Consider the following 12,801-nt stretch of genomic DNA (forward strand, 5'->3'; position numbering starts at 1 on the left):
GCTTGATCTGGGTCACATGAGTTATATAAACTGATGCACAGAATATATTTTTGAACCCGCTCAGCGGGACGCCCGATAAGGAGCAGCGAAGATGAGTGCACGCACTGGAGAGCAGTACCTGGCAGGGCTCAAGGATTCCCGCGAGGTCTGGCTGGGCGATCAGCGCATTGACGTTACCGAGCACCCGGCATTTGCCGGCTCGATCAACGGCATGGCCGCCTACTTCGACTACCAGCACAAGTACGCCGATGACTGCCTGATGAACGACGAACAGACTGGCGAACAGCACAACGTCTCCCTGCTGCGTCCCAAGAACGCAGAAGACATCGCCCGCCGCCACCGCGCGTTCGACCGCCTGGCCCGCTACTCCAATGGCATGCTCGGCCGCACCCCCGACTACGTCAACGTGGTGCTCGCCGGCCACGCCTCGCGCCCGGACATCTTCGCCAAGTCCGGCGACCCGGTCTACTACGAGCGTCTGGAGAACTACTGGCGCCATGTGCAGGAAAACGACCTGGCGCTGACCCACACCATCGTGCACGCGGCCATCGACAAGTCGGTTGGCGAACTGCAGGGCATCAATGAAGAGCTGACCTTGCGCGTGGTGGACCGCACCGCTGAAGGCCTGATCGTGCGCGGCGCGAAGATGCTCGCCACCCTGGGCCCGATCGCCGACGAGCTCTATGTCTACCCGGCGGTGCCCATCCAGAAGGGCTACGAGGAATACGCGCTGTCCTTCGCGATCCCGGTCGCCACCAGCGGCGTGGTCTCGGTCTGCCGCGACCACTACGGCGTGGACCAGCCGGTAGTGGACAAGCCGTTCTCCTCGCGCTTCGACGAGCAGGATGCGGTCATCATCTTCGACGACGTGCTGGTCCCTTGGGATCGCGTGTTCATCGACGGCCAGCTCGATGTCTACAATTCCCTGAACGCCGGCACCGCCACCGGCAACACCCAGCAGCAGACCGCCATCCGCGCCTCGGTGAAGCTGGAGTTCGCCTACGACCTGTGCGTGCAGATGGCCAAGGTCACCGCCACCGACAACAAGCCGGACACCGCATCGATGCTCGGCGAGATCTATTCCTACCTGCGCATCGCCCGCGCCGTGATCCACTCGGCCGAGGTCAACGCGTCCGAATGTGGCGGCGGGGCGTTCTTCTGCCACGACGACATCTCCGCGCTGCGCACCATGATGCCCATCTGGATGGCCCGCGTGAACGACATCATCAAGTCCATGGGCAGCCACAACCTGCTGGCCACCCCGACCGCGGCCTCCTTCGAGGACCCGCGCCTGGGCCCACTGCTCAAGAAGTACCTGCCGGGAGCCAACGGCATCGCGCCGGAGGAACGCGCCAAGATCTTCCGCACCGCTTGGGACTTCGCCGGATCCGCCCTGGGCAGCCGCATCGAACTGTACGAGCGCTTCTACCTGGGGTCGGTCAGCCGTGCCCGCGGGCTGGATCACCGCAAGGCGCAGATGAAGGGCGAGACCGGTGCCTTCGAGGCGATGTTCGCCGAGGTGGGCATCAGCCCGGTGATCGCCGAGCAGGCCGCACTGGACCTGGACGCCGCGGCAACGCGCGCCTAGGGAAGCAGGAAAATCATGGCTAACCCGACGCCCGATGTGCTCGATGCGCTGCTCGAGCACCTGCTGGAAACCCAGTACGGCCAGCTGCCGACGGCCACGATCCAGCGCGTGAACCAGCGCCTGCTGGATTCGGTGGGCGTTGGGCTAGCAGGGCACCGCGCCGACGACATTGCCGGACTCATCGAAGCGGCGCAGGCCTGGGGCCACGGCGATGAAGCAACCGTGCTGGGTACCGGAATCAAGCTTCCGGCCACCTCCGCGGCCTTCGTCAACGCGGCCCTGATCCGCTCCTTCGACTTCGAACCGGTGGAAGCCGAAGGCCCGGCCGGCAAGCAGGTCGCCGCCCACATCTCCGGAACCACCGTGGCCGTCGTGCTGGCCCTGGCCGAAGCCACCGGCGCCACCGGAGAAGAAGCACTGGCCGCTCTGGCGCTGGGCGATGACCTGGCAGCCCGCCTGGCCATCGCCGGCGGCTTCGACGTGTACTCGGGGCAGGATAATACCGGCACCTTGAATGCCCTGGCCGCCGCTGGAATCGCCAGCCGGATGCTGGGCCTGGACAAGGCGCAGGCACGCCATGCCATCGGCATTGCGGTCAACCAGGCTTCGGGCAATGTGGCGGCGATCTTCGATGGGGCCAACGGCTTCAAGCTGCCCATGGCCTTCGCCGCCCGCGCCGGAATTTCCGCCGCGCAGCTGGCCAAAGCCGGCATGAAGGCGGCGGATGATCCGCTGACCGGCAAGCACGGCTACTTCCAGCTGTTCGGCATCGACGCGCAGCCGGAACTGGCGGTGGCGGATCTTGGCGTGAGCTTCCATGGGGACTGCACGATCAAGCCCTTTGCCAGTTGCCGGGCCGCGCAGCCTTCGCTGCAGGCCTGCGCGGAACTGGTGGCCGACGGCACGGTGGGCTACAAGGACATCGAATGCCTCACCGTCCACCTGAGCGAGCGGACCCTGAACGGATTCGTCGGGGCGCGCTTCGAGGCGGGGGACACCCGCACCGTGGCAGCCCTGTTCTCGGTGCACGCCACCGCGGCGATCGCCTTGATCCACGGAACGGTTCGCCCCGAGCACCTGACCGCCAGCGCGCTGGCGGACCCGGAGCTGGCGCAGATGCTCGGGCGCATCGAGCTAGCCGGCACCCTGCCCAACAGCCAGCGGCTGACGGCGGAGATCACTGCACGGCTGCGCAGCGGCGAGGTGCGCCACGTGCGCGTGGAGCACCCGGACGGAAACATCTTGCGCACACCCCTGGAGCATGACCAGGTAGTTGAGAAGTTCTCGAAGAATCTCGAGTTCTCGCATCCAGAACTGGCAGCACGCAAGGACGCGTTGCAGCACCAGCTCGAACACCTCGCCAGCGCACCGGATCTGACTGATCTGATGGCGGCGCTGGACCCCGCTAGAAACTTCACCCCGAATTACCAGGAGCAACTCCCATGAGCATCACCAACCTTGAATCGGTCACCCCAGTAGACATGAACACCTTCCGCAACGTCGTCGGCCACTTCGCCTCCGGCGTCACGGTGATCACCACGGCCGTGGACGGCCAGCTCTACGGCACCACCGCTTCGGCAGTGTCCTCCCTGTCGATGGAACCGCCAATGATGCTCGCTTGCCTGAACCGCTCCAGCTCCACCCATGACCGGGTAGTTGAAGCAGGCGTCTTCGGCATCAACATCCTGGCCGAGGACCAGGGCGCGCTGGCCTTCCACTTCGGCCGCAAGGGCGAGGACAAGTTCGCCACCGTGCCGCATACCCTCTCCGCGGAGGGCATCCCGCTGATTGACGGCGCATTGGCCACGATCGTATGCCATGTGGCCGAAACCCCGACCGGCGGTACCCACACCGTCTTCCTGGGACTGGTCAGCCACGCTGAAGCCCATGACCGCGAACCGCTGGCCTACTACCGCGGAACCATGGGCCGCCTCGAGCCCACCAAGGAGTTGGCTGCCTACCAGGCCACCCGCACCTGGGTGCTGCTGCGCACCAGTCCACTGGGCGAAGACCTCGACGTGGATGCCATCGCCGCGGCTTCCCGGGCCGACGCTGATCATGTAGCCAACGCGCTGGTGAAGCTGGAAAGCGAGCACCTGGTCTTCCGCACCGAAACCGGAAAATACCAGCCAAAGCCGATTACCGCAGAATTGACCGATTCGGCCTACGACTCGCGCGCCACCATCGAGTCCGGGGTGATCGCCTCGCACCTGGGCAAGATTTCCGAAGAGACCATTTCCAGCCTGCGCGAGATCACCGCGAAGCTGGCTGACCTGCGTGAGACTTCGGAATCCGACCTGGAAGAGTTCTTGGCCCTGAATGTCGCCTACCACGATGCTCTGGTTGGCGTTGCCGGCTCCAGCCAGCTGGTGGATTCCTTCCGCCGTTTGGGAATTGGCACCGTCTGGCGCCAAGCGCTGACCGCAGAGCAGTGGTCGCGCCAGCTGGACCACCGCCACGTTGCAGAATTGACCGAAGCGCTGGCTGCCGGTGACGCGCCAGCGGCCCAGGCAGCGCTTGCCGCGCACACCGAGTTCGGCAAGGCGCTGGCTCGTGAAGCAGTGGCCCGCCATGGCGGCCAGGTTTAGGCATTGAGGCGATAGCCACTGTGGAAAGGCGGCAGGTTGGAAGATCCAGCCTGCCGCCGTGGCTTTATAAAGCGTCGAAGTGCGGGCCTATTGGGCTGTGGCCCCGACAAAGAGGCGCAGCTTCCACTGGCCGCCGGTCTTGGCCCACACCGTGCGGTTGGCAGTTGCCAGATGCTTTTCGACGCCTCCGGAAATCAGATGCATTTTCATGCTGCCTTCGACGACCACCACGTTGCCCTCCTGGGTAACGGACTCGAAGTCGTGGCTGAGCGCCAAATATTCGACGGCTCCGGAACCGAGCAGTTCCAGCAATGAGTCGCGGTCATCGACACGACCGGTGGAGTGGGTGTACTGCAAATCCGGCTCAAGCAGGTTCCCCAAGGTTTCGAGGTCACGGGCGAGCATGGCCGAAAGGCGCCGTTCTTCTGCGATGCGCAGTTCCGATTCAAGTGCCGCAGGGTCAATAGTCGTCAACGGTGATGGCTCCTAAGTAGCGTTTGGTTCGTAGGCAATCTACCAATAAGCAGTGGCGATGTGCGGATATTAGCGAGTGCTTTTACTGGGTGAGATGGAGTTTCAGGGTTGATCCCAGAAGTGGAAACTATCAGCCGAGGGTATGAGCCGGGCACGGGATAGTTACCTCGCATCGCTGATTCCCCGGGCCGCGGAAATTTCTACGATGGAATCATGCTCAAGAAAAAGTACCTCGCCACTGGCGCGCTCGCCCTTCCCTTCGCTCTCCTGCTCACCGGCTGCAGCGGTTCTGATCTCTTCGTCGACAAGTACGATGAATCCACCACTCGAACTGCCAAAACTTCAGAGAAGGCCGTGGCCGATGGCGTGCTGCCCGACTGGGTTCCGTCCGGCGGCACCGACGTTCAGCTGGTCCAGCGCAATACCGGCGCTGAACGCATCTTCATGCTGAACTACGACGGCAAGCTGGACAGCGAACAGTGCAAGGCGCTGGAAACCGTTGGGAATCCGACCGAAGCCGAACTGGCCAAGGCCTACGCTTCTGACCCGCGCACCAAGAACCTCGAGCCTGACGAGATCTCAGCTACCCGCACCTTGGATGCCGACTGGTGGCCAGCCGATGGCCAAAGCGAGACGACTGATCTGTGCGGGCGCTTCTGGGTCCATCAGTCAGAGGGCAAGCTCTATGCCTTTGCTCCGGACATGGTTGCCCAGGTCCAAGCCATCGAGAAGGAGCGGGCCGCCAAGGAAGGCAAATAGAGGCTGGCCGCCACTAGCTGGGCTGCAGGCCGCGAACCAGGAAACTGGTTCGCGGCCTGCAGCTTGTTGCTCATGCGGATCAGAAGCGGATCACGCTGCGGGCGATGGACCCGGTTTCCTGCTTTGCATAGGCTTCGTTGATCTCGTCGAGCTGGATCTCCTGCGCCACCAGGTCATCGAGATTCAACCGGCCCTGCAGATAGAGCTCGGCGTAGTAGGGAATGTCATTGCGGACCGTGGAGGAGCCCATGTAGATGCCGTGGAGATTGCGCTGCGGGATCAGCAGGTCCAGCATGATATTCATTTCCAGCGGCTTGCCCTGGGGAATGCCGATGAAATACACGTGTCCGCCGGTTTTGGCGACTTCCAGGGCCTGGCGCTGCGTGGGGGCAATGCCGATGGCTTCGAAGGAATGGTGGACTCCGCGGCCGGTGATGGCGCGGATGGCGCTGACCACGTCTTCCGTGCCGCCGTTGATGACATGGGTGGCTCCGAATTTCTTGGCCAGCTCCAGCTTCTCTGGCTGCAGGTCAATGCCGATGATGGTCTTGGCGCCGGCCAGCTTGGCTCCCTGGATGACATTCAGGCCGATGCCGCCCAAGCCGATGACCGCGACGGTTTCCCCGGGGGAAACCTTGGCGGCGTTGAGCACCGCGCCCACGCCGGTGGCTGTCGCGCAGCCAAGCACAGCAGCCTGCGCGAATGGGATTTCCTTGGGCACCCTGACCAGCTTGTTCTGGTGCAGGACCGTGTACTCGGCGAAACCGGCCACGCCGAAGCCTTCTACGCGCTCGCCGTTGCGCGTCAAGCGTGCCGGGGTATCCGGTCCGCGCAGCGCATGCTGGGGATTCAAGCAGCGGTAGGTCGCTCCGTTGACGCATTCTTCGCAGCTCCCGCAGAAGCTGATTTCCGTGGCGATGACATGGTCTCCCACTTCGAAGTCGGTGGCTTCGGGGCCTAGCGCGATGACGGTGCCGGCCATTTCGTGGCCGACCACCATCGGCAAGGGGCGCCCGCGGTCTACGGTGGCAACTATGTGATCCGAGTGGCACAGGCCTGCGGCTTCGACCTTCACCAGAACTTCTTGCCCCCGCGGCTCGTCGACTTCGAGTTCCTCGATGCTGAAACCTTCGCCGATGGAGTTGATGACCGCTGCGCGCATTGCAGATCCTTCGTTAGATTCTTCTTCTAAAAATGCATTATTTCTAATAGTATATTTTTATTAGTGTTCTGCGTCACCCCCTTTGCGCGACTATTTTCCGGAGGAAGCATGAAAGCAGCAGTCGTTTCTGAAGTTGCCGGCTCTTTTGATGTCCTGGACATCAGCATTGACAACCCCGAAGCCCATGAAGTCCTCATTGACGTGAAGGCCAGCGGCCTGTGCCACTCGGATTTGCACGTGGCGACGTCGGACATCGGCTTCCCCATGCCAGCGGTGCTCGGCCACGAAGTCTCGGGTCTGGTCGTGGGCGTCGGTTCGGCTGTCACCTCGCTCTCGGTGGGGGACCGCGTGGTGACTTCTCCAGTGCACAGCTGCGGGGTCTGCAAGGGATGCCGCACCGGCAAACCCTACCAGTGCCGCGTGCCCTCGCACACCGACCGCACCGCGCAGCAGAATCCGCGATTGTCCCTGGGTGGGCAGCGGCTCACCCAGTTCATCGGTGTTGGCGGCTTCGCGGAACAGGTGCTGGTGCATGAGAACACCGTCGTAAGGGTTCCGGACGCTATCCCGTTCGACCGCGCGGCGCTGCTTGGCTGTGGAGTGGTCACGGGTGCTGGCGCGGCTATTAATACCGCGCGCATCCGTCCAGGCGATACCGTTGCCGTGATCGGCGCCGGTGGTGTCGGGCTGAACGTCATCCAGGGCGCGAAACTGGCTGGCGCGACCCGCATCATCGCTATCGACCTGCAGCCGGCCAAGCTGGAGCTGGCCAAGGTCTTCGGTGCCACCGACGTCATCAACGGCGGGGAGGGCGATGCGGTGGAAACCGTCAAGCGGATTGCTGGCGGGGGAGTGACGCATGCCTTCGAGGTCATCGGCCTGCAAGCCACCAGCGAGCAGGCGGTGGCCATGCTGGAAATCGGCGGCACCGCGTACCTGATTGGCGTTCACAAGCCCGGCGCGCAGATCAGCATCACCCCATTTGGAGACCTGATGGGACGCCAGAAGGGCATCCGTGGCGTGGCCATGGGGTCGAGCAACATCCAGGTGGACATCCCCATGTACGCCGAGTTGTATCTGCAGGGCCGTTTCAAGCTCGACGAACTGGTGTCAGCGCATATCAGCTTGGATGAAATCGACAAGGGATACGAGCAGCTGCGTGGCGGTGCGGTGGCCCGAAGCGTGATTACCTTCTAGATTTATCGACGCCGGTCGCTGAACGAAGCAAGGCCAGCAGTCCACTGATCTGCTGGCCTTGTTTCATGTTCTGGGGGTGCTGCTACTCTCCGGTCTGCGCGCGGCGCTGTATGCGCGTGGCGTACAAGACGCAGCCCAGCAACCCGATGAAGCTGAGCGCAACCGCCACGGACCCGGTGATGCCGGGCAGGTGCTGGTTCCAGGTCATGTTCAGGGTGACAAGCAGAGACACCAGAAATCCTCCGGTGAGGTAACTGATTGCCGAACTCATGGTGAACCTTCCGTGGGCAGAACGTGCTCCCGTGAGCCTAGCATCGCGCCAGTCCCTGTCCAAGGATTTGCCGGTGCTGGTTATTTGCGAGACGCGTGCTCCCAGAGCACTTCATCCACTGTTACGGGCTTGTCAATGAGCTCGAAGCGTGCCATTGCATCCAGGCCTGACTGGGAAGCCTCTGCATCGAACGCGGTGCCTGCCAAGGCGAACCGCGTTGGAGCTTTTTCCACCGGAATCTGGTTGACCTCGGCGTGTATCTTCTGCACTTCCTCGAGGTTTGCTGCATCGGAGTAGAACTCCACTGCCTCTTTCATGGCCGATACGAAGGCCTTGGCAGTATCTGGATTCGCACCGGCCCACTGGGAAGTGCTTAGCCACAAAGTGCCCGGCTGATTCCCCTGGTACTCGCGGACCGGGTTGCCCAAGGAGGGGAAGCCGGCCGCAATCATCTGGTGGTAGAAGACGTCGCTGGGGACGACCGCGTCAACGGTCCCGGTCTCCACCGCGGCCTGCATCCCGGCGTAGGGCATGCCCACTTCGCTGAACTCCTCGGCGCCCACCCCTGCGTCTTCCAGGGCTTGGAAGACCGGCAGATCGCTGCCGGTCTTCACGCCGATGACACCGATGGTCTTGCCCTTGAGATCGGCAAGCCTCGCAATCCCAGAGTCCTTGGCGACGAGCACTCCGGAGTTATCGACGTTCGGGTCGACCACGCCATTCGAAGCCAGCGCTTCGATCGGCAGGCCCTTTGACACGGAGGTGGCGACGTTGACCCAGGAACCGGTGGCGATGTCCACCTCGCCGGAGATAGCAGAAGCAATCTGGGCGGCGGGGTCTGCGCCATTGATGATTTCAACGTCCAAGCCATGGTCTTCGAAGAAGCCTTGGGATTCGGCGAGGTAAGCCGGCTCGAACTGGATGCCGGCCACCGAGACCTTCAGCGGGATCAAGCCGCCCGGTGTTTCGGCGCCTTGCCCAGCGTTGCCGCAAGAGGCCAAGGCCATGGTGGAAACGAGCAGGACCGCGGACAGGGGCAGGGCCCGGCGCGCGGAAGATGGAGTTCTCAAGATGGCCTCGTCGTGCTTGAAGGGGATATGAAGTGGCAGGCAATCAGCTGAAATCTGTGATGACCGAACGGGCAACGCCCTGCCCGGCCTTCATCGCTGCGAAGCCCTCGTTGATCTGCGAGATATGAAGTTCCCGGGCAACGAGCGCGTCGAGCTTGAGGCGCCCGGCAAGATAGTGCTCGGTGTATTTGGGGACATCACGTTGCGGGCTGGAAGAGCCCATATAGATCCCGTGCAGGCTGCGCTGCGGCCCAATGATGTCGGACATGGCATCCAGCGGCAGTTGCGCGCCGGGCTTATGCAACCCGACCAGATAGGCATCCCCGCCTACACGGGTCATGCGCACCGCCTGCAAGCTGGTGGCCTGCAGGCCGATCATCTCGAAGGAATGATCCACCCCGCCGCCGGTGATTTCCTGGACCTTGGCGACAGCGTCTCCACTGCCGCCATTGATCGTGTGCGTTGCCCCGAATTCGCGGGCCAGTTCCAGCTTCTCATCGCTCAGATCCACTGCGATGATCTTCGAAGCGCCGGCGATCTGGGCGGCATTGATCGCGTTCAACCCGATGCCTCCAGCGCCAATGACTGCGACGGATTGCCCCTGGGCCACCTGGGCGGAGTTGAACACTGCCCCGGCACCGGTCAGCGTGGAGCAGGCCATCACCGCGGCTTGGGCGAAGGGCAGCTCCTCGGGAATCCTTACTGCCTGGTTGGCATGCACCAAGGTGTACTGGGAAAATCCGCCGGTGCCGAACATCTGCATCACCGGCTGATCCTTGCAGCTGGCGCGCGGTGCTTGGCCGGCCGTGCGCAGCGTGCTGGGGCGGTTGGCGCAACGGTATTCCTGGCCCGAAAGGCACAGGGCGCACTGCGCGCAGTATTGGATCAAGCTGGCCAGCACGTGGTCTCCCGCAGTGAAACCGCAGGCTTGGTTGCCGGTGCTGAGCACCACCCCGGCAACTTCATGGCCCAGCAGCAGCGGGGCAGGAAGGCCCAGATCCATGCCCGCCAGGTGGGCATCGGACTGGCACAGTCCAACTGCTTTGACTTCGATCAGCAATTCCGCGCCCAGCGGAGCATCAACGTGGATGTCCTCAATGCTGAAGCTGCCATCGCCGTGCCTTGCCAGTGCTGCCCGTGCGCTGAGTGCCATGGGGATCAGTCCTGGCGCAGGCGCACGAGGATCCGTGCGCGGGCCTCGGTGAAGCGCGGGTCAGCCTTGGTGGCCAGCTGGTCGCGGGTCTCGCCGAAACCGGTGACGATCTCGTCGACTACGGTGGCCGGCTTCTCCGCGATCACGACCACCTTGTCGGCCAGGTACAGCGCCTCGTCGATGTCGTGGGTGACCAGCAGGATCGTCACACCCAGCTTGTGCTGCAAGTCCAGCACGAGGTCTTCGAGGTCGAAGCGGGTCTGCGCATCAACCGAGGCGAAGGGCTCATCCATGAGCAGCACCTTCGCGTTGTAGGCCAAGGCGCGGGCAATGGCCACGCGCTGCTGCATGCCTCCTGACATTTCCCAGGGGAACTTGCCGCCTTGGCCTTCAAGGCCCACGGCAGCCAGATGCTCATCGGCCAGCTTGTTGCGCTCGGCCTTGCCGATGCCCTTGCCCTGCAGCGGGAAGGCCACGTTTTCGCGGGTGGTCATCCACGGCATCAGCGAACGCGAGTAGTCCTGGAAGACCACGGCGAGATCGGGGTGCGGGCCGTTGATCTTCGTGCCGGAAACCTCGATGGTTCCGGCTTTTGGCTTCAGCAAGCCGGAAAGGCATCGCAGCAAGGTGGTCTTGCCGACGCCCGACGGGCCGACTATCGAGATGAACTGGCCATACTCCACGTCCAGATCCAAATTCTCCAGGATCTTGTTTTCGGCCGGGCCGGCGCCATAGCTCATGGACATGCCGCGAACCTTCATGAGCAATGGTTTGGTTTCCATGGTCGTTTCAACGGGTGCTTGGGTGGTCATGGGATTCTCCTTGGTCAGAAGATGGAAGGTCGGACGGAAACGGAGGCTACTGGGCGCCGGAGGCGTGGTACCAGCGCAGGATCCGTTTTTCGACGAGCACGAAGAGGATCGAGATGATGTAGCCGATGACACCGACCAGCAGTGCGCCGGCCCATGTCTCCGGAACCTTGAAGGTGGCCGAGGAATTCAGGATGTAGAAGCCCAGGCCTTCAATGGAGGCGAACATTTCCGAAACCACCATCACGGTGATGCCGATCGGCAATGCGACGCGGATACCGGCCACGATCTGCGGGGTGGCACCGGGCAGGATCACGCGGCGGAAGTGCAGGCCCCGGGGAATGCGGTAGACCTTGGAGAACTTGCGCACCGTTGGCTCGATGCCCAAGATGCCGTCGATGGTGTTCAGCAGGATCGGCCACATGCAGGCGAAGGCGATGGTGCCCATCTTCGGGCCCTGCCCCATGCCGAAGACGCCGATGATCATCGGAACCAGTGCTGCCTGCGGGACAGCGCGGAAGAAGTGGATGATCGGGTCAACGATCTTCAGCAGCAACGGGACTTCGCCCAGCAGCAGTCCGCCGCAGATGCCGAAGAAGGCAGCCAGGGCCAAGCCGACAAAGAGATTGGACAGCGAGTACCAGGCGCCGGAAATAATCACGCCGTTGCCCAGGTCGCGGACCAAGGCTTCGAGGATGGACTCCAGCGAGGGGATGAAGAAGTTCGTGGAGTTTGCCGAGCCGAACCACCAAGCCGCAACCACGGCAACGATGAGCCATGAAGAAACCAGTATCTTGCGTCCGGCGGCCGCCGAGGAACTCGGAGCCTTGGCTTTCGAAGCGCGTGATGGCACTGCGGGGGCGTTCAAAGTTGCGTTAGTCATCGTTCTGCCTCTTCCACTTCAGCAAACGGTTTTCGGCCTGTTGCAAGAGCAGGGCGATGGCCCATCCGGTCAGGCCGGCGAAGAACAGGTAGGCGAAGGCCAGATCCCAACGCTGCGCCTGCTGCATCAGCGTGATCTGGCGTCCAATGCCTGGCGCCTGGGAGATCACTTCAACGCCCACCGCCACCAGGATGGCGATGGCCGAGGAAATGCGCACACCGGTCGCGATCAGCGGCAGGGCAGAAGGCAGCAGGACCTTGGTGAAGCGCAGCATCGGCGGGATGCGGAAGACGGCGACGGTGTCGGCAACCGCGGCTTCCTGGCGGCGTGCACCGTAGATGGTCTGGATCAGCACTGGCCACAGGCAGGACAGCGCGACGACGACGATTTCCATCATGGTGTTCGAGCCGAGCAGCATGATCACTACCGGCATCAGGGCCAGTACCGGGAACGAACGGCCGAAATCGATCAGAATCGAGGTGGAGTTGTCGAGGAAGCGAACTGATCCAATGACCAGGCCCAGGACGACACCCACGACCGAAGCAATGAGCCAGCCGGTGAGGGCTGCGAGCAGGGTCTTGCCTAGCCCGCCCCAGAAGGCCGCTTGGCCCAGGGCTTCGGAGATGGCAGAGAAGATCTTTTCCACGCCGGGGAGCATGGAGGGCATGGTTCCTGAGGCGATCACCAGTTGCCAGATGCCCAGCAGGGCGGCGATGGCCACGATGCGCAGGGTCCAGAGCAGACCCGGTGAAATCGTTGACTCTTTCATGGGAATCCTTGAGTAAGCAGTTGCAAGCTAGGGGTGCTGGTGGCGCCAGCGCAGGGGATGGCGCCACCGGTGGGGCGA

The 12,801-nt window shown here is 63.0% G+C and carries 13 protein-coding genes; 5 read left to right on the top strand and 8 right to left on the bottom strand.

The features are described from left to right. Positions 1–91: 91 nt before the first annotated feature. Genes ACIOJF_RS07735 through ACIOJF_RS07745 form a run of 3 tightly spaced genes read left to right on the top strand, consistent with a single transcriptional unit; the run spans position 92 to position 4,176 of the window. Positions 92–1,588: a 4-hydroxyphenylacetate 3-hydroxylase N-terminal domain-containing protein gene (locus ACIOJF_RS07735; RefSeq protein ID WP_105656461.1), complete on the top strand. Its 1,497-nt coding sequence runs from the start codon at positions 92–94 to the stop codon at positions 1,586–1,588. 15 nt (positions 1,589–1,603) lie between these two features. Beyond that, positions 1,604–3,034, top strand: a complete 1,431-nt coding sequence (locus ACIOJF_RS07740) for an MmgE/PrpD family protein (protein ID WP_105656460.1) — start codon at positions 1,604–1,606, stop codon at positions 3,032–3,034. Further along, a complete protein-coding gene (locus tag ACIOJF_RS07745; protein WP_105656459.1) occupies positions 3,031–4,176 on the top strand; it encodes a flavin reductase in 1,146 nt (381 codons plus the stop codon). Before ACIOJF_RS07740 ends, ACIOJF_RS07745 begins: the two co-directional genes overlap by 4 nt. Positions 4,177–4,263: 87 nt before the next feature. Here ACIOJF_RS07745 and ACIOJF_RS07750 read toward each other — a convergent pair whose 3' ends face one another. After that, the gene (locus ACIOJF_RS07750) at positions 4,264–4,650 is read right to left on the bottom strand and encodes a nuclear transport factor 2 family protein (protein WP_105656458.1); all 387 of its coding nucleotides are present in this window, start codon (positions 4,648–4,650) and stop codon (positions 4,264–4,266) included. Between the two features lie 213 nt (positions 4,651–4,863). On the opposite strand from ACIOJF_RS07750, the gene ACIOJF_RS07755 reads away from it, so the two are divergent. After that, positions 4,864–5,409 (top strand): hypothetical protein, encoded by a 546-nt coding sequence (locus ACIOJF_RS07755; protein ID WP_105656457.1) that lies wholly within the window; start codon positions 4,864–4,866, stop codon positions 5,407–5,409. A 79-nt stretch (positions 5,410–5,488) separates the two neighbouring features. Here the strand turns inward: ACIOJF_RS07755 and ACIOJF_RS07760 are convergent, their stop codons facing one another. Beyond that, positions 5,489–6,571 (bottom strand): zinc-binding dehydrogenase, encoded by a 1,083-nt coding sequence (locus tag ACIOJF_RS07760; RefSeq protein ID WP_105656456.1) that lies wholly within the window; start codon positions 6,569–6,571, stop codon positions 5,489–5,491. A 108-nt stretch (positions 6,572–6,679) separates the two neighbouring features. On the opposite strand from ACIOJF_RS07760, the gene ACIOJF_RS07765 reads away from it, so the two are divergent. Next, positions 6,680–7,768, top strand: coding sequence for an alcohol dehydrogenase catalytic domain-containing protein (locus ACIOJF_RS07765; RefSeq protein WP_105656455.1), 1,089 nt, complete (start codon positions 6,680–6,682; stop codon positions 7,766–7,768). Positions 7,769–7,850: 82 nt separating this feature from the next. On the opposite strand, the gene ACIOJF_RS07770 is transcribed toward ACIOJF_RS07765, so the two are convergent. The 6 genes from ACIOJF_RS07770 to ACIOJF_RS07795 all read right to left on the bottom strand — a co-directional run bounded on the left by ACIOJF_RS07770 (position 7,851) and on the right by ACIOJF_RS07795 (position 12,723). After that, the gene (locus ACIOJF_RS07770; protein WP_166650762.1) at positions 7,851–8,000 is read right to left on the bottom strand and encodes a hypothetical protein; all 150 of its coding nucleotides are present in this window, start codon (positions 7,998–8,000) and stop codon (positions 7,851–7,853) included. 119 nt (positions 8,001–8,119) lie between these two features. Further along, complete coding sequence (locus ACIOJF_RS07775) at positions 8,120–9,109, bottom strand: ABC transporter substrate-binding protein (protein WP_105656453.1); 990 nt, start codon at positions 9,107–9,109, stop codon at positions 8,120–8,122. A gap of 43 nt (positions 9,110–9,152) precedes the next feature. Continuing rightward, positions 9,153–10,262, bottom strand: coding sequence for a zinc-binding dehydrogenase (locus ACIOJF_RS07780; RefSeq protein ID WP_105656452.1), 1,110 nt, complete (start codon positions 10,260–10,262; stop codon positions 9,153–9,155). Between the two features lie 5 nt (positions 10,263–10,267). Then, positions 10,268–11,074, bottom strand: coding sequence for an ABC transporter ATP-binding protein (locus ACIOJF_RS07785; RefSeq protein WP_105656451.1), 807 nt, complete (start codon positions 11,072–11,074; stop codon positions 10,268–10,270). 46 nt (positions 11,075–11,120) lie between these two features. Continuing rightward, on the bottom strand, positions 11,121–11,954 hold the full coding sequence (locus ACIOJF_RS07790; protein WP_105656450.1) for an ABC transporter permease: 834 nt from the start codon (positions 11,952–11,954) through the stop codon (positions 11,121–11,123). Beyond that, on the bottom strand, positions 11,947–12,723 hold the full coding sequence (locus tag ACIOJF_RS07795; protein ID WP_105656449.1) for an ABC transporter permease: 777 nt from the start codon (positions 12,721–12,723) through the stop codon (positions 11,947–11,949). Before ACIOJF_RS07795 ends, ACIOJF_RS07790 begins: the two co-directional genes overlap by 8 nt. Positions 12,724–12,801 lie beyond the last annotated feature (78 nt).

It is taken from the genome of Glutamicibacter sp. NPDC087831 (genome assembly GCF_044742845.1).
Lineage (GTDB): Bacteria > Actinomycetota > Actinomycetes > Actinomycetales > Micrococcaceae > Glutamicibacter.